The sequence below is a fragment of the Bifidobacterium sp. UTBIF-78 genome (genome assembly GCF_006408945.1).
GTDB classification, from domain to species: Bacteria; Actinomycetota; Actinomycetes; order Actinomycetales; family Bifidobacteriaceae; genus Bifidobacterium; species Bifidobacterium myosotis.
This window is the reverse complement of sequence record NZ_JFAO01000021.1, coordinates 1-18,024: the sequence shown is the minus strand read 5'-3', so window position 1 is coordinate 18,024 and position 18,024 is coordinate 1. Positions and strand designations below refer to the sequence as shown.

General features: G+C 61.8%; 8 protein-coding genes and 1 tRNA gene. 7 read left to right on the top strand and 2 right to left on the bottom strand.

Annotated elements, in window-relative coordinates; translation table 11 throughout:
- Positions 1 to 171 precede the first annotated feature (171 nt).
- From BG22_RS05655 to BG22_RS05640, 4 genes are all read left to right on the top strand, one after another.
- A complete protein-coding gene (locus BG22_RS05655; protein ID WP_094667063.1) occupies positions 172 to 1,221 on the top strand; it encodes an A/G-specific adenine glycosylase in 1,050 nt (349 codons plus the stop codon).
- Positions 1,222 to 1,239: 18 nt separating this feature from the next.
- Positions 1,240 to 1,908: a hypothetical protein gene (locus BG22_RS05650; protein ID WP_258186227.1), complete on the top strand. Its 669-nt coding sequence runs from the start codon at positions 1,240 to 1,242 to the stop codon at positions 1,906 to 1,908.
- A gap of 330 nt (positions 1,909 to 2,238) precedes the next feature.
- On the top strand, positions 2,239 to 5,802 hold the full coding sequence (locus BG22_RS05645; protein WP_094666947.1) for a DNA-directed RNA polymerase subunit beta: 3,564 nt from the start codon (positions 2,239 to 2,241) through the stop codon (positions 5,800 to 5,802).
- Between the two features lie 150 nt (positions 5,803 to 5,952).
- The gene (locus tag BG22_RS05640; protein WP_140493983.1) at positions 5,953 to 10,002 is read left to right on the top strand and encodes a DNA-directed RNA polymerase subunit beta'; all 4,050 of its coding nucleotides are present in this window, start codon (positions 5,953 to 5,955) and stop codon (positions 10,000 to 10,002) included.
- 367 nt (positions 10,003 to 10,369) lie between these two features.
- Here the strand turns inward: BG22_RS05640 and BG22_RS05635 are convergent, their stop codons facing one another.
- Positions 10,370 to 11,320: an ROK family glucokinase gene (locus tag BG22_RS05635; protein ID WP_140493981.1), complete on the bottom strand. Its 951-nt coding sequence runs from the start codon at positions 11,318 to 11,320 to the stop codon at positions 10,370 to 10,372.
- Positions 11,321 to 11,930: 610 nt separating this feature from the next.
- Here BG22_RS05635 and BG22_RS05630 point away from each other — a divergent pair.
- The 3 genes from BG22_RS05630 to xylA all read left to right on the top strand — a co-directional run bounded on the left by BG22_RS05630 (position 11,931) and on the right by xylA (position 15,493).
- Positions 11,931 to 12,004 (top strand) — tRNA-Asp (locus BG22_RS05630).
- Positions 12,005 to 12,064: 60 nt separating this feature from the next.
- Positions 12,065 to 12,484 (top strand): peptide deformylase, encoded by a 420-nt coding sequence (locus BG22_RS05625; protein ID WP_140493980.1) that lies wholly within the window; start codon positions 12,065 to 12,067, stop codon positions 12,482 to 12,484.
- A gap of 1,659 nt (positions 12,485 to 14,143) precedes the next feature.
- Complete coding sequence (xylA, locus tag BG22_RS05620) at positions 14,144 to 15,493, top strand: xylose isomerase (protein WP_094666943.1); 1,350 nt, start codon at positions 14,144 to 14,146, stop codon at positions 15,491 to 15,493.
- Between the two features lie 985 nt (positions 15,494 to 16,478).
- On the opposite strand, the gene BG22_RS05615 is transcribed toward xylA, so the two are convergent.
- The gene (locus BG22_RS05615; protein ID WP_140493977.1) at positions 16,479 to 17,525 is read right to left on the bottom strand and encodes a LacI family DNA-binding transcriptional regulator; all 1,047 of its coding nucleotides are present in this window, start codon (positions 17,523 to 17,525) and stop codon (positions 16,479 to 16,481) included.
- Between the last annotated feature and the right edge of the window lie 499 nt (positions 17,526 to 18,024).

The window sequence follows — 18,024 nt, the reverse complement described above, 5'->3', positions numbered from 1 at the left end:
GAGGGCATGTTCATGACGAGGGACACGGACGTGACTGATGACGCCGGTGCGGTGGATACCAGTGCTGCCGGATGCGTCGGTTCCACTGGGAGCGTCCGGATGCTTGGTGACATCGATGTGGTTGTCGGTGCCGCCGATGCGTCGGTCGGTGGAAGAGCCGGCGTCTGCGATATGACCGGCACCGGCGCCTCGGGCTCGGCATCGCCGCATGCCGAGCGCATCCGCCTCAGGCTCGCGGCGTGGTGGGAGGCCAACGCGCGCGACCTGCCGTGGCGTTTCGGACGGGCGACCCCGTGGGGTGTGCTTGTCTCCGAAGTGATGAGTCAGCAGACGCAGATGAGCCGCGTGGTGCCCTACTGGACCGATTGGATGGCCCGCTGGCCCGACGCTCGTGCGCTCGCCGCCGCGCCCAAAGCCGAGGTAATCACCGCGTGGGGGCGGCTTGGCTATCCGCGCCGCGCCCTGCGATTGCAGGAATGCGCGCGCGTCGTTTCCGCTGATTACGCCGACGAACTTCCACGCACCTACGACGAGTTGACCGGCCTGCCCGGCATAGGAGACTACACCGCATCCGCCGTGATGAGCTTCGCGTTCGGCAAGCGCATCGCCGTGATCGACACCAATATCCGTCGCGTGCTGAGCCGCGTGTTCCTCGGCGTCGAGTCACGCGGGGGAGCGGCAAGCCCGGCCGAACGCGCGCTCGCCAACCGTATGCTGCCCGTGGATTCTGTGGATTCCGTGGATGACGGGCCCGCCGTGACGCGGTGTGGAACCGGGAATGCCGTGGCCGGTAATAAGGGAAGCGGTATCGTCGGCCGCCGCACGGGACGGGATGACGAATCCGGCAATAGTGACACCGCACGCCGGTCGGTCATGTGGAACCAGTCGGTGATGGAACTGGGGGCGGTGGTGTGTACGGCGAAATCGCCGTTATGCGATGCCTGCCCGGTGGCTGGCGACTGTGCGTTCCTCAAGGCCGGCCGCCCCGGACTGGGGGAACGGCGCACCCGCCCGCGCCAACGGTTCCAAGGCACGGATCGGCAGGTGCGCGGACTGGTATTGGCCGCATTGCGCGGTCTGCCCGCAGGGGCCACGCTCGCTCGGGTCGATGCCGAGAAACTGTGGAAGGACCAGGTGCAGCTCGCCTCGTGCATCGCCAGTCTTGACGATGACGGTCTTGTCGAGATGACGCAGGACGGAGCGTTGCGGCTGCCGCGCTAGCTAGACTGGGAAGTTGTTATGGCTCAGGTGAACAAGCGCAGGGTCGGCAAAGCTGGTAAGGCCGGTAAACCCAGGAAGCGCAAGATCAGCAAGAAGCAGCAGGCCATCTATCGCCGCCGCCGTATCGTGGTGGGCGTGGCGCTGTTGCTGGTGCTTGCGCTCATTTCGTTCTGCGTCTACAGCCTCGGCCGCGGCATCGGTGCCATCAACACCGCGATTCACCATGACGAGGTGTATGCGGTCTCCCGCGACTCGGTGCCCACGCCCAGAAAGACCAGCAGTGTGAAGGACTGCTCGGCCAAGAACCTGTCGTTGCAGCTCTCCTCGAAGTACCAGTCCGCGGCGGTGGGCGGCAGCATGGAATTCACCGCGACCATCGTGCATGAGGGCACCGACAGTTGCTTGGTGGACGGCTCCGATGAGGGGCGCGTGCTCACCATCACTTCCGGCAACGAGACCATCTACAAGTCGGACGTATGCCCTGCGGATTCGCGCATGCTGCTCATGGCCAAGGGCGACAAGGACGTCCAGCAGATTACGTGGAACGCCGATGCGAACGCCACGCTCACCGAGTGCACCGACGAATCGACATGGCCCAGGGTCAACGCCGGCACATATGTGGCGCAGCTGAGCCTGAAGGACGCCCCGAAGGTGAAGAGCGAGCCGTTGGTGTTCACCGTCCAGTAGACGCCGGGGCCTGCGGGGCTTCGGCATGCCGCGCCGGACGCGACTCCACACCGTCCAGTAGATGACGGCCGGTGCGGCATCGTGCGGCATCGTGCGGCATCGCAGTGGCATTGTGCCGCACCGTGCACGCATCGTGCCGTGGCGGCGCTTGACGGCAACCCTGAGGCAATGTCCGGTTGTCCTTCCATACTGCTAGATTTAAGATTTTGCATACGGTGTGTCATATTGCGGGCATGCCACCGACAATGAAGCGTCCGCATAGGCATATGGTGGCCATGCCGGCGCTCCCAGGGGAATTACTCAATCTAAGCGAGCGATAAGGAACGTCCATTGGCTAACACAGCTACGACGAACACCACCACCATCACCGCACGCGCCGACCAGCATGACATCGACCTGCACAAGGCGTCGGATCGCGTGAACTTCGGTTCCATCAAGGAACCCATCGATGTGCCCTACCTGCTGGGCGTGCAGACCGACAGCTTCGACTGGCTGATCGGCAACGAGCGCTGGAAAGCGCGCGTGGCGCAGGATGAGGAGAACGGCACCAACACCGTGCCCCACGTCTCCGGCCTCGACGAGGTCTTCAACGAGATCTCCCCGATCGAGAACTTCGCCCAGACCATGTCCCTGACCTTCTCGGACCCGTACTTCGAGGAGCCGCGTCACACGGTCCAGGAGTGCAAGGAGAAGGATTACACCTACTCCGCGCCGCTGTACGTGAACGCCGAGTTCGAGAACGGCGACACCGGCGAGATCAAGTCCCAGACCGTGTTCATGGGCGACTTCCCGCTGCAGACCCCGCACGGTACCTTCATCATCGGCGGCACCGAGCGTGTCATCGTCTCCCAGCTCGTGCGTTCCCCGGGCGTGTACTTCGACCGTCAGCAGGACCGCACCTCCGACAAGGAGGTCTTCGGCGCGAAGATCATCCCGAGCCGTGGCGCATGGCTTGAGTTCGAGATCGACAAGAAGGACCAGCCGCAGGTGCGCGTGGACCGCAAGCGCAAGCAGTCCGCCATCGTCTTCCTCATGGCCATCGGCATGACCAAGCCCGAGATCCGCGAGTCCTTCAAGGATTACCCGCTGGTGCTCGACGCCCTGGACCGCGAGACCCTGGAGACCCAGGAAGAGGCCCTGGTGGATCTGTACCGCAAGATCCGCCCGGCCGACACCCCGACCCCGGAGGCCGGCAAGAACCTGCTCGACTCCTTCTACTTCAACACCAAGCGTTACGATCTGGCTCGCGTGGGCCGCTACAAGATCAACCGCAAGCTGGGTCTGGCCGCCGACTTCAACGACCGCTCCCTGCACCGCGAGGACATCATCGCCACCATCAAGTACCTGGTGGCCCTGCACGACGGCGCCCAGACCTTCCCGGGCAAGCGTGACGGCCAGGACGTCGACCTGCGCGTGGACGTGGACGATATCGATCACTTCGGCAACCGTCGTATCCGTCAGGTCGGCGAGCTGATCCAGAACCAGCTGCGCACGGGCCTGTCCCGCATGGAGCGCGTGGTGCGCGAACGCATGACCACGCAGGACGCCGAGGCCATCACCCCGCAGTCCCTGATCAACATCCGTCCGGTGAACGCCACCATCAAGGAATTCTTCGGCACCTCCCAGCTCTCCCAGTTCATGGACCAGAACAACCCGCTCTCCGGTGTGACGAACAAGCGTCGTCTCTCCGCCCTGGGCCCCGGTGGTCTGTCCCGCGACCGCGCCTCCATGGAGGTGCGCGACGTGCACCCGTCCCACTTCGGCCGTATGTGCCCGATCGAGTCCCCTGAAGGCCCGAACATCGGTCTGATCGGCTCGCTGGCCACCTTCGGCCGCGTGAACCCGTTCGGCTTCATCGAGACCCCGTACCGCAAGGTCGTCAACGGCCATGTGACCGACGAGGTCGAGTACATGACCGCCGACCGCGATTTGGACCACGTCATCGCCCAGGCCAACCAGGAGCTGGACGAGAACGGCAACTTCGTGCAGAAGTCCGCCCTTGCCCGAGTGGGCGAGGAGGAGGCCGTCGATGTGCCGGTGAGCTCCGTGGACTATATGGATGTCTCACCGCGTCAGATGGTCTCGCTCGGCGCCTCCCTCATTCCGTTCCTCGAGCACGATGAGGGCCACCGTGCACTGATGGGTACCAATATGCAGCGTCAGGCCGTGCCGCTGATCGAGTCCGAGCGCCCGCTGGTGGGCACCGGCTCCGAATGGCGTGCCGCCAACGACTCCGGCGACGTCATCAAGGCCGACAAGGACGGCGTGGTCACCTACGTGTCCGCCGACCTGATTCGCGTGATGAACGACGACGGCACCACCAGCTCCTACAAGCTGGCCAAGTTCCAGCGCTCCAACCAGACCACCTGCTACAACCAGCGCCCGATCATCCACGACGGCGAGCGCGTCGAGGCCGGTTCCGTGCTGGCCGACGGCCCCGCCATCCAGAACGGCGACCTGGCCCTGGGCAAGAACCTGCTCATCGCCTTCATGCCGTGGAACGGCTACAACTACGAGGACGCCGTGATCATCTCCCAGCGCCTCGTGCAGGACGACACCCTGTCCTCCATCCACATCGAGGAGTACGAGATCGACGCCCGCGAGACCAAGCTGGGCGCCGAGGAGATCACCCGCGACCTGCCGAACGTCGGTGAGGACGCGGTGGCCAACCTGGACGAGCGCGGCATCATCCGCATCGGCGCCGAGGTCGAGGCCGGCGACATCCTGGTCGGCAAGGTCACCCCGAAGGGCGAGACCGAGCTGACCCCGGAGGAGCGTCTGCTGCGCGCCATCTTCGGCGAGAAGTCCCGCGAGGTGCGCGACACCTCGCTGCGCGTGCCCCACGGCGAGACCGGTACGGTCATCGGCGTCAAGGAGATCACCCGCGAGGATGCCGAGGAGGACGGCGACGAGCTGCCCAACGGCGTCAACCAGATGATTCGCGTGTACATCGCCCAGCACCGCAAGATCACGGTGGGCGACAAGCTTTCCGGTCGTCACGGCAACAAGGGCTGCATCTCCCGCATCCTGCCGGAGGAGGACATGCCGTTCCTCGCCGACGGTACCCCGGTGGACATCATGCTCAACCCGCTGGGCGTGCCTTCCCGAATGAACCTGGGCCAGGTGCTCGAGCTGCACTTGGGCTGGATCGCCCATTCCGGTTGGGACATCTCCCTCGACCCGAACATGGAGGCCGAGTGGAAGAAGCTTGTGCCGAACGGCGCCGAGAAGGCCGAGCCGAACACCCCGGTGGCCACCCCGGTGTTCGACGGCGTCAAGCCGGAGGTCCTCAAGGGCCTGCTGTCCACCACGCTGCCGAACCGCGACGGCGATCGTCTGGTCGGCCCCGACGGCAAGGCCACGCTGTTCGACGGCCGTACCGGCGAGCCGTACACCAAGCCGATCTCCGTGGGCTACATGTACATGCTGAAGCTCCACCACCTCGTGGACGACAAGATCCACGCCCGTTCCACCGGCCCGTACTCGATGATCACCCAGCAGCCGCTCGGTGGTAAGGCCCAGTTCGGTGGCCAGCGCTTCGGCGAGATGGAGGTGTGGGCCCTTGAGGCCTACGGCGCCGCCTACACGCTGCACGAGATGATGACCACCAAGTCCGATGACGTCGACGGCCGCGTGCGCGTCTACGGCGCCATCGTGAAGGGCGACAACCTGCCGCCGGCCGGCATCCCGGAGTCCTTCAAGGTGCTGCTGAAGGAAATGCAGTCCCTGTCCCTGAACGTCGAGGTGCTCAACGCCGAGGGCGTGGCCATCGACATGAAGGACGAAGAGGACGATCCGGCGAGCTCCACCGACGACCTCGGCTTCAACATCGGCGCCCGCCCGGACGCGGCCGCCAAGGAAGACCAGAAGGCCGAAGAGCCCGAGTACCAGTGATTCCACGGGCCGACCGCCGAAGGCCGACGCCGTCCGCCGATTCCTTTGATTAAAGGATCGGCGGCGCGTCGGCCCGGCGGTCCGGCTCCCACCCGGCGTGGAACCCACGCGAACGTGAACAAACCTTTCAAACAAGAAACGGATTAACAAGTGCTGGACGTCAACGCATTTGACAAGCTTCGCATCGGCCTGGCCACCACCGAAGACATCCGCGGCTGGAGCCACGGCGAGGTCAAGAAGCCTGAAACCATCAATTACCGCACCCTCAAGCCCGAGAAGGACGGTCTGTTCGGCGAGCAGATCTTCGGCCCGACCCGTGACTGGGAGTGCGCCTGCGGCAAGTACAAGCGTGTGCGCTTCAAGGGCATCGTCTGCGAGCGATGCGGCGTCGAGGTGACCCGCTCCCGCGTGCGTCGTGAGCGCATGGGCCACATCGAGCTGGCCGCCCCCGTGACCCACATCTGGTTCTTCAAGGGCGTGCCGAGCCGTCTGGGCTACCTGCTCAACGTCACCCCGAAGGATCTGGAGCGCGTGATCTACTTCGCCTCCTACATGGTCACCGAGGTGGATGACGAGACCCGTCACAACGATATGCCCGGCCTGCAGGACGAGTTCGATTCCGAGATCAAGCGTCTCGAGCAGCGTCGTGACGCCGATATCGAAGCCCGCGCCAAGAAGGTCGAGGAGGATCTCGCCGCCCTTGAGGAGACCGGCGAGGCCAAGGGCCCGGCTCGCGCCAAGCTGCGCAACGGCGCCGAGCGCGACATGACCGCCATCCGCACCCGCTACAACGACCAGATCGCCCGTGTGGATGCCGTCTTCGACAAGTTCAAGAAGCTCAAGCCCGGCGACATGGTCGACGACGTGGACCTGTGGCGTGAGATGCAGGACCGCTACGGCGACTACTTCGACGGCTGCATGGGTGCCGAGGCCATCAAGAAGCGCCTGCAGTCCCTCGATCTCGAGTCCATCTCCAAGGAGCTCCGCGAGGAGATCAAGGACGCTTCCGAGCAGCGTAAGACCAAGGCCCTGAAGCGCCTCAAGGTCGTCAACGCCTTCCTGACCACCGGCAACAAGCCGGAGGCCATGGTGCTCGACGTGATTCCGGTCATCCCGCCGGATCTGCGCCCGATGGTCCAGCTGGACGGTGGCCGTTTCGCGACCTCCGACCTCAACGACCTGTACCGTCGCGTGATCAACCGCAACAACCGTCTGAAGCGCCTCATCGAGCTCGGCGCCCCGGAGATCATGCTCAACAACGAGAAGCGCATGCTCCAGGAGGCCGTCGACTCCCTGTTCGACAACGGCCGTCGCGGCCGTCCGGTCACCGGCGCCTCCAACCGCCCGCTCAAGTCCCTGTCCGACATGCTCAAGGGCAAGCAGGGCCGCTTCCGTCAGAACCTGCTCGGTAAGCGAGTCGACTACTCCGGCCGTTCCGTGATCGTGGTCGGCCCGTCCCTGCGCATGCACCAGTGCGGTCTGCCCAAGCCGATGGCCCTCGAGCTGTTCAAGCCGTTCGTCATCAAGCGTCTGGTGGACATGAACTACGCGCAGAACATGAAGAGCGCCAAGCGCATGGTCGACCGTGGCGACACCGAGGTGTATGGCGTGCTCGAGGAGGTCATCTCCGAGCATCCGGTGCTCCTCAACCGTGCACCTACGCTGCACCGTCTGGGCATTCAGGCCTTCGAGCCGATCCTGGTGGAGGGCAAGGCCATCCACCTGCCGCCGCTGGCCTGCGCCGCCTTCAACGCCGACTTCGATGGCGACCAGATGGCAGTCCACCTGCCGCTGTCCGCCGAGGCCCAGGCCGAGGCCCGCTCGCTGATGATGGCCTCCGACAACATCCTGAAGCCGGCCGATGGCCACACCGTGACCATGCCGAGCCAGGACATGATTCTCGGTCTGTACTACCTGTCCACCGTCATTGAGGGCGCCAAGGGCCAGGGCCGCGTGTTCTCCTCGCTGGAGGAGGCCGAGATGGCCCTCGACCGCCACGAGATCGACATGCAGGCCAAGGTGCTCATCCGTCTGCCCGAGGACTTCACCCTGCCGAAGAACTGGGAGCCGGGCGAGGTCAAGGTGCTCGACCCGCGCGAGGGCGAGACCGACGTGGCCAAGGAGGAGCGTCTGCACGACGGCACCGTCCTGTTCGCCACCTCGTACGGCCGCATCCTGTTCAACGAGACCCTGCCCACTGACTACCCGTTTGTCAACGAGCAGGTCGCCAAGGGCCGCCTGTCCAAGATCGTCGATGACATCGCCATGCGTTACTCCACCCAGCAGGTGGCCGCCACGCTGGATGCCCTCAAGGATCTCGGCTTCACCCGCGCCCCGTGGTCCGGCGTGTCCTTCGCGTTCTCCGACGTGAACGAGCCGCCGGAGCGCGACCAGAAGATCGCCGAGTACGAGGCCAAGGCCGACAAGGTCAACGCCAACTACGAGATGGGTCTGTTGACCGAGGAGGCCCGCCGCCAGGAGCTCATCGACCTGTGGACCGAGTGCACCGCCGAGGTGTCCAAGGAGGTCGAGGACAAGTTCGATCCGACCTCCAACCTGGCCATCATCGTGCAGTCCGGTGCACGAGGCAACATGATGCAGATCAACCAGATCGCAGGCATGCGTGGCCTCGTGGCCAACCCGAAGGGCGAGATCATTCCGCGTCCTGTGAAGTCCAACTACCGCGACGGCCTGTCCGTGCTGGAGTACTTCATCTCCCAGCACGGTGCGCGTAAGGGTCTGGCCGATACCGCACTGCGTACCGCAGAGTCCGGCTACCTGACCCGTCGTCTGGTGGACGTCTCCCAGGACGTGATCGTGCGCGAGGAGGACTGCGGCACCAAGCAGGGCCTGATGATTCGTGTGGCCGATCGTGACAACGACGGCAACCTCGTGCTCGTCAAGGCCGCCGACGGTGGCCCGTACTCCCGTCTGCTCGCCTCCGACGTCATCGACCCGGCCGATGGCCAGACCGTGCTGTACAAGCGCGGCGACGCCCTGTCCATGGACGTGCTCAACGACCTTGTGGCCCACGGCGTCGAAGAGGTCAAGTGCCGTTCCGTGCTGACTTGCGAGTCCAAGCGCGGCGTGTGCGCCAAGTGCTACGGCTGGTCGCTGGCCACCAACAAGCTTGTGGACGTCGGCGAGACCGTCGGTATCGTGGCCGCCCAGTCCATCGGCGAGCCTGGTACCCAGCTGACGCTGCGTTCCTTCCACTCCGGTGGTGTCGCCGCGGCTTCCGATATCACCCAGGGTCTTCCCCGTGTCACCGAGCTTTTCGAGGCTCGTACGCCTAAGGGCGAGGCCCCGATCACCGAGTTCGCCGGCACCATCAAGATTATGGAGAACGATCGCGGCCGCCAGATCATCCTGAGCCCGGACGCCGATTCCGGCGCCCCGAAGGAAGAGGGCATCATCAAGCCGATCACCTACCAGGTCTCCAAGCGCGTGCCGCTCAAGGTGGCCGACGGCGATCACATCAAGGTCGGTACCCAGCTGGTCGAGGGTTCCGTGGATCCGAAGAAGATCCTCACCATCCTCGGCAAGCGCGCCGCCCAGGTGAACATCGTGGAAGAGGTGCACACCGTGTACCGCTCCCAGGGCGTGGATATCCACGACAAGCACATCGAGGTCATCGTGCACCAGATGACCCGTCGCGTGACCATCATCGACTCCGGCGACACCGATCTGCTGCCGGGCGAGCTGGTGGACAACGCCCGCTTCCGCGAGATCAACCGCAACACGGTCAAGAACGGCGGCAAGCCCGCCGTGGGCCGTCCGGCGCTGATGGGCATCACCAAGGCCTCGCTGGCCACGGATTCCTGGCTGTCCGCCGCGTCCTTCCAGGAGACCACGCGCGTGCTCACCGAAGCCGCTCTCTCCGAGAAGGTCGACGACCTCAAGGGCCTCAAGGAGAACGTCATCATCGGTAAGCTCATTCCGGCCGGTACGGGCCTCGCCCGCTACCGCAACGCCGTGGTCGAGCCCGACAAGGCCATCCGCGACACCATCTACCCGAACTTCGGTCTGGGTGGCGATGGCGACCTTGGCGACGCAAGCTTCTCCGATGCCGACCTGTCCGACCTGAACTTCTCGAACCTCGAGTTCGGCGATCTGAAGCTCGGCGACGACTTCAACCCCGACGACTTCTACAGCGATCAGGGTGGTCAGCCCGACGGCGACGATCAGCCGCTGGTCTGATGCGGCTGGCTTGACACGCTCGGTCTGATTGGTGGATTGTCGCTTTCGGAGCGGCGGTCCACCAGTGCTGAGCCGTGATTGTTCGGTTTGATACGTGTCAGATTCGGTTGGTCAGCTGGTCATCTTGTCGGCTGATCGGCTGATTGACTGATTGGTAGGCCGTTGTCTTTCGGCGCCGATGGCTTGCCGATACCGAGCCGTGACACGTCGTGAACGTCATATATACGAAAGTGGCCCGGAACCGTTCCGTTATGGAAGGTTCCGGGCCACTTTCGTATATACAGGGCGATGCGGGGATGTCCGGGATGTCCGGGAGCCAGAGGCACCGGTACATCCGTTTCCTGAAATGCACCCGCCTTCAGGAGGCCTAGCGCAGCGCGAGGTTCGCCGCACCGATCAGACCGGCGTCCTGACCGGCCGTCGCGGCCACGATCTTGGCATGGCCGCGGTATGCGCTGCCCTCAAGGAATCGCTGGTAGTTGTAGCGGGCCGGCTCGAGCAGGATGTCGCCCACGGCCACCACGCCGCCGCCGATCACAAACAGATCGGGGTCGAGCGCCGCGGCAACGGCGGCCATCGTGCGGCCCAGCCATTCGCCGATCTTGTTGAAGGCGTACAGGCCCAGTACGTCGCCCTCCTGGGCGGCCTGGGAGACCATCGGGCCTTCGAGCTTGGTCACGTCGCCGCCGCACAATTCGAGCAGGCGGCCGGCATCCTGCGGACGGCGGCGCACCGCCGCCTTGGCGAAGTGCTCCAGCGCGCTGCCGGACGTGTAACGCTCGGCGCAACCGCGAAGGCCGCAGCCGCAGGTGTCGCCGTCCGGGACCATCGGCAGGTGGCCCAGCTCGGCGGCCATGCCGAAGGAGCCGCGGAACAGGCGTCCCTCGATGACGATAGCGCCGCCAAGGCCAGTGCCCACGGTCAGTGCCACCATGTTGGAGCTGCCCTGACCGGCGCCATGCACGTATTCGCCCCAACCGGCGCAGTTCGCGTCGTTCTCCACGACGACCGGAACGGCGTGGTCGATGAGCGCGCCCACATGCTCGGACAGATCGTAATTGATCCAGGCGGGGATGTTGGCGGCGAAGGTGAGCGTCTTGCGGTCCGCGCCCACGTTGCCGGCCGCGGAGATGCCGATGGCTTGGATGTCGGTGTGACCGGAGGCTATGGCCTCGCGGTAGATTTCGGCGATGTGCTGGTTGATGGCATTGGCGTCCATCGGCGTGGGAACACGCCAGCGCTGGACAATGGCATCGTTTTCATCGCACACGGCGGCGGCGATTTTGGTTCCTCCGATATCGATGGCGAGCGTGGTCATGGCCTCTCCTTTGATTGTCTTAGTGCGCTGCAAACACTGGAATGATAACGGTTGCTGGAGACGTTACGGCGTATTTGACGCATGTTTTGATGGAATTTGGTCATGGTTTGCGCGCTGTTGTCATAATGAGAGCGCTCACATTGGATGTGCCTTAGTTACCAAATGGCAAGCAAACGCTGTCATTGCAGCGCATCCGCGGTGGACACCCATCCCCCTGCCGGCGCAACAGTTGCAACTGTCATTGCAGCGCATCCGTGGCGGGCGCTCTAGCTGTGATGGGTCGCGATTTCGGATTACCTGAGTCCCGTGTGGCGAAGGTGATCGAGGGTGACGTTGGATATGAGCCCGTGGGTGGGTCGATAGGTCCTGCGCCTCCGCGACGCCTTTCAATATGGGACGAAACGTAAGTCAGCGACGAGGCCATGTTATGTTTCGTCCCGTTTTGGAGTGTCAAAGTGGAACGAAACGTAACACTATGTCGTGTGAAACTTACGTTTCGTCCCGTTTGGGGTTTCGTTCCGCGGTCATATCCTACGACACGCCGAGTTGCGATTTGCTCCCGTGGTCATGTAATATATCCACTCGTGCCTCACGAGAGTGAGTACCACACGGCCCCGTAGCTCAGTTGGTTAGAGCGCCGCCCTGTCACGGCGGAGGTCACCGGTTCAAGTCCGGCCGGGGTCGCCCGTCAAGGCTTCCGATGATTCGGAAGCCTTTTTTGTTATCACAGGAGCGTCAACCAAAATGCAACGACCCATCATGACTTCACGATCCTTCCTCCGCACGCCGTCTGAGGATGCTGTTCCCGGCGATGAAATCACGGCACAGGATCTGGTCGACACGCTGGAGGCCAACCGTTCGCGTTGTGTGGGCATGGCCGCGAACATGATCGGCGTGGGCAAGCGCATCATCGCGTTCGTGGACGAGGACCTTGGCGGCCGTATCACCGTGATGTTCAATCCCGTCATCACTGGTGCCGATGGCGCGTACGAGACCGAGGAGGGGTGCCTGTCGCTGACCGGTGAGCGTCGCGCTATGCGATACCGCCGTATCGAGGTCGATTACCAAGACCGGCGTTTCCGTGCTCGCCACGCGACCTTCACTGGCTTCACCGCCGAAATCATCCAGCATGAGGTCGACCACTGCAACGGCATCATCATCTGATGCGTAACGGTGAGGCACAACGGTGCCGCGTATGCCGTCGCTGGCTTCTTGGTCACTTTTGGCAGAAGTTGCGGTGAAGCAAACAGCGGAGCTGTTTGTAGGCGATGTGCGAGCCGACAGGCGAGCCAGCGGGCCGCACGTAGAGCGTGTCCATAATTGCAGGATGGACTGGCAGCAAGACTGGCTGGGAAGAGAAAAGGTTAGAGTCCTCAATAATTGCTGAGATTGGTCACTGGTGGGATATCTTGCAATTATCCGAGTGGTAAGGTCCTCTGATGAAGGGGCTGGCCCGCAGTCATCACCGTGACTGAACCCTCCCCAATAGTCTCTCTCTAATGGTGGCCGACATCGAAGCCGTCTGGGGAAAAAGGAGCCGGAATCCTCAATCATTGGTGAGATGGATCACTTGAGTCTGGAGACTGCATGGCTCGGCACCTACCGCGACACGCCGAGTGAGGATGACCGAGATGCGAGACGGTGGATAACCGGTCTGGCCGACGGTGGACAACCGTCCTGTAAGCAGGGTTGTCCACCATCGGCCGAATGAGTTATCCACATTTCGCATCCTCGGAATCATGCGGTTTTCCACTTATCCACCAATCGAATCACAGGAGTTGCAAACGTTGGCAGTATTGCCGTACAGTGAGTGGCACGGCGGAAGGAACATCCGCCGGCCAACGCTTGACGATTCGTTGTTGTGAGGTCGTTGCGGTCAATCTGCGCCGACAGTTCCGATGGTGATTCGGCGCTGACTTTTCCGAATATGGAAAGCCGAACTGCCCTATCCGGGCGTAGTCCGAACCTGTGGTGCGATGATTCGGTTTGCCGCCGGATGCCGGCAGCCGGGCTGGTGCGGGCCTTGTCACGACCCGCCGTCGCAGTGTGGGGGACGCTTCGCGGGCGGCCTGCCGGAATAGGGGACCGGCGGGCCGGGCGTCGCGGGGTGCGGGTGATACCGCAATCGTGTGATGGGGTGCTCTATTGAGGTGCTCGCTATATCGGTTCTATAGATTCGATGGTGGAACCAAGTCGGCGATGGGGGAGGCCGGATTGGATGAGGCGGGTGGAGCGGCCGTCGCGTCGGCGGTGCATTGCTTCAATGTTTGTTCGGCGGGTTGAGCGGTGCTTTTCCCGCAGAAATGTCGAATGTGCCTAAGCAATGAAAACTAAGCAATGAAAACGCATGGCCCTTACGCGCCAAAATCGGAAGAGCCGGAAACGCCGCTCAGGAGGCCAACTTGCTAAAACGCCGGCGGGCAGGTTTGTCGCGTCGGCGGACAGATCCGTCGTCCGTCTGGTCCGTCATCAGTTGGTTCCGTCGTCCGGGTCTCCGTATTGATTCGGACGTGGAATCGCGGCTTTTCCCGCCCTGGCTGTGTCTTGAGGATGGGATGTGGTCTGGGATTTCCTTAGAGGAAACCCGACCGGCTCGAATCCGAGGTTCCGAGTCATGCCGATTGTGGCGTAACGGAGCGAAACTACCCGTGTTAATCGTTGAGGCACGTTGCTCGATGCCAGTGGTGATCAGCAAAAACCGTTGGAATCATTGGTGACACGCCGTCGCTCAAACTATTAATTCAATCGTTTGACAAACATAGTTCAATGGTTTTATTATTAATGCCGTAATCCGTTGAACCACTACAGCAAAGGAGCACCCAAATGGGTCTGTGGGATGTTGACAAGGTCGAGTATGTCGGTCGCGCCAAGGGACCGAAGGAGGGCCTGGCCTTCCACTACTACGATGCCGACAAGGTTGTTGCCGGTAAGAAGATGAAGGACTGGCTGCGTTTCGGCGTCGCTTGGTGGCACACCTTCAACCAGGAGCTGGTTGATCCGTTCGGCACCGGCACTGCGCACCGTCCGTACTACAAGTACACCGATCCGATGGATCAGGCTCTGGCCAAGGTCGACTACGCCTTCGAGCTGTTCACCAAGCTCGGCGTCGAGTACTTCTGCTTCCATGACCGCGACATCGCCCCCGAGGGCGACACTCTGCGCGAGACCAACGCCAACCTCGACAAGGTCGTTGACAAGATCGAGGAGAACATGAAGGCCACCGGCGTCAAGCTGCTGTGGAACACCTCCTCCCTGTTCACCAACCCGCGCTTCGTGTCCGGCGCCGCCACCTCCCCGTTCGCCGACATCTACGCCTACGCCGGTGGCCAGCTCAAGAAGAGCCTCGAGATCGGCAAGCGTCTGGGTGCTGAGAACTACGTGTTCTGGGGCGGCCGTGAGGGCTACGAGAACCTGTGGAACACCGAGATGAAGCGCGAGACCGACCACATCGCCAAGTTCTTCCACATGTGCGCCGACTACGCCAAGGAAATCGGCTTTGACGCCCAGTTCCTGATCGAGCCGAAGCCGAAGGAGCCGACGCTGCACCAGTACGACTTCGATGCCGCCACCGCCATCGAGTTCCTGCGCAGCCACGACCTGACCGATGTCTTCAAGCTGAACCTCGAGGGCAACCACGCCAACCTGGCCGGCCACACCTACCAGCACGAGATTCGCGTGGCCCGCGAGAACGGCTTCCTTGGCTCCCTCGACGCCAACCAGGGTGACAAGCTCATCGGCTGGGACATGGATGAGTTCCCGACCGACCTCTACGAGACCGTGGCCGTGATGTGGGAGGTCCTGCAGGCCGGCTCAATCGGCCCGCGCGGTGGTCTGAACTTCGACGCCAAGCCGCGTCGTACCTCCTTCTACGCCGAGGACCTGTTCCGTTCGCACGTCGCCGGCATGGACTCCTACGCCGCCGGCCTGCTGGTCGCCGACAAGATGAACCAGGATCACTTCATCCAGGATCTCATGGAAGAGCGCTACAGCTCCTACGACTCCGGCATCGGCAAGGACATCGACGAGGGCAACGTCACGCTGGCCGACCTCGAGGCCTACAGCCTTGACAAGCCGCAGTCCGAGCTCATCGCCGCCACCAAGTCCGACCACCTCGAGTCCGTCAAAGCCACGATCAACAACTACATCGTGGACGCTCTGGCCGAGGTCGAGTGACCTTAGGTCTTTTCGATTGGCCGATTGACTAGGTGATGGCTGATCGTTGATTGATGATTGGCTGATGACGGATGGGCTGATATCTGTCCATCCGTCACCAGCCGATTGTTCATCGGTCGGCTTGCGGTCGAATGGTTCGCGCGTGCGTGACGTCCCTTACCCACGCGCGGACCGCTCTGGCTGAGCTGGTCGGTTGTTTGATTATTCATTTGATTGACGTCCTACCGCCAATCAGCCTTTGGCGGGATGCGGTCCTCGGATGTATGAGGTCGCAAACCGTCGCAGGCGTGGCTGCTACCATCTGGCCGGTTTCGTGCGGTCGTTGTAGGTCGGCCATTGTAGGTCTAGGGGTTGCGGCGGCTGTCGCCGTCTTGCAAGCCCGATGAATAACTGAACAGATAACTGAATAGCGCGGATGTGCGGCATCGTTGCCCAGCGTCCGCGTAGCATTACCGTTCTTCTAACTCCTTCTCCTTTCCTTCCACCGGAAAACCCGCTTGGGCGCAGTGTCCAAGCGGGTTTTCCGGTTTTATGGCGAGGACGACGAGTGACGGGGTGGGCAGTTGCCCCGATCCAACCGGTAAGGGTTTGAATCTGATGGGGAGACAATAATCCTTGCCCCCATACCAGGATTTGGGCATTTTTGTTCAATCGGGACAAGCCTGATATGGGAAGCTCAGCATGCCGCTTCCGCAGAATGGCGTAACTTCAATGATTTGATAAGGCAGCTGTTTGCCCCGATATGAGTGTGAATCGTTTAATGCAGTAATGGGGGCAAGCCTTCTTGTCCTCGTTCTCAATAAAGACCGATTAGACACAATGGGGACATGATTTTCTGTCCCCGCATGCGTCAAAAGCCACGGATGAGGGCTACGTCCCACTGACAGAATGGTCGATGGATGATTAGGGGCTTGACCTACCGCGACTTGTACCGAAATGCGTTTGGGGGGTATCGTTGGTGTCCCGGGATGATTAGACACCGGGATTATTGGTCCTTGGCCCGCGCCAACCGTTGTGTACTGTCGCGCACCACAAGCGAGGTGGACAGAATCACACGTTTTTGGATTTTGCGTCTCTCTGTGGTATCGATGATCATGCGGGCGGCGGTGGATGCCATATCCTGCAATGGCTGACGTACGGTGGTGAGGGCGGGACCCATGTATGCGGCGGTCTGAATATCGTCAAATCCGATAACTGACAAATCTTCCGGGATACGGATTTTCAATTGCCGCGCCGCCTCATACACGCCCATGGCTTGCAGGTCGCTGCCGGCGAAAATGGCGGTGGGGCGGTTGCGTTCGTCTTCCAATAAGGCCTTTGCGCCTTCATATCCTCCTGGAGTGGTGAAGTCGCCCTCCGCAATGAGCTCGGGAGAGCTGGGGATGCCGCGCTCGGCCAGCGCCGCGGAATAACCGTCAAGACGCGCCCGAGAGCACAGCATCTCATCCGGACCGGTGATGATGCCGATGCGTTTGTGGCCAAGCTCCAGCAGATGGCGGGTGGCAATCACGCCACCCATCCAGTTGTCCGCCTGCACGGAAAGGTCGTCCAGAGCGGGGTTGCCTGAAGGGTCGAAGACGACGAACGGGATGTTGTAGGACTGGAACATCCCACGCTCCCTGTCGGTCAGGTTGGAGAACACCAGAATCGCGCCGATGGGTTGACGCTCGATGATGCCCTCGATCCATGAAGGGTCCGGATGCTGCCGGTCGCCGCTTTCCGCCACCATGACGTTGATGTCGTGTGGCTTGGCTTCGCGAATGATGCCGCGCAGCACCTCCAAGGCCCAGATGGTTTCGAAATCCTTGAACACCACCTCAATGGTTCGTTGTCTGCGGGTTGGAGATACTCGGCGGACGTATCCGCTTTCCTTAAGCACCTTGTCGATGGCCTGTCTGGCGGTCTCCGAGATATCGCCCTTGCCATTGAGCGCTTTGGAGACCGTGGCTAGAGAATAGCCAGTCTGCTTGGCAATGTCCGAAAGCTTGACTTTTGTGCCGTCGTTGGCTCGGTGTGGTTCGGTTGATGTCATCAGTGTCCACCTTATCGATAGAAAAAGATAACACCTAGTATATTCGAAACTTTCGTAAAGTCAAAAGTAAGCCCGTTGTTGTGCAATGATGTTATAAACGCTGTAATTTCAAGCATCCTTCGGGTTATGTTATGGAGATATGTTTCGTTTGACCGATAAATTATCTCAATCTATGATGGAGTTATCGAAAATAAGGAAGCGAGTTTTCGATAAGGTTGAAGAGGTCTGTTGGTGAGCTTTTACAACGGAGAAGTTGCGGGTGAGCCTGCGTCACATCATCAAGTCGGCGATTGTTGTGATGTATGATTTTCGAAACTTTCGTAAATCGCTTGTTGGTTATGAACAGGTCGATACAGAACAAAGGAGAAGACAATGAAGTTCAGGTCCGTAGCTGCAGCGGCACTTGCTGTGGCCGCTGTGGTTGGTATGAGCGCGTGCGGTAGCAGCAATTCCGCTGATGACAACACCATCGTGTTCTGGCACAACGCCACTTCCGGTG

Coding starts and splice junctions, on each gene's coding strand:
- xylA (WP_094666943.1), top strand. CDS start 14,144: ATGGGTCTGTGGGATGTTGACAAGGTCGAGTATGTCGGTCGCGCCAAG.
- BG22_RS05625 (WP_140493980.1), top strand. CDS start 12,065: ATGCAACGACCCATCATGACTTCACGATCCTTCCTCCGCACGCCGTCT.
- BG22_RS05615 (WP_140493977.1), bottom strand. CDS start 17,525: ATGACATCAACCGAACCACACCGAGCCAACGACGGCACAAAAGTCAAG.
- BG22_RS05635 (WP_140493981.1), bottom strand. CDS start 11,320: ATGACCACGCTCGCCATCGATATCGGAGGAACCAAAATCGCCGCCGCC.
- BG22_RS05655 (WP_094667063.1), top strand. CDS start 172: ATGACCGGCACCGGCGCCTCGGGCTCGGCATCGCCGCATGCCGAGCGC.
- BG22_RS05650 (WP_258186227.1), top strand. CDS start 1,240: ATGGCTCAGGTGAACAAGCGCAGGGTCGGCAAAGCTGGTAAGGCCGGT.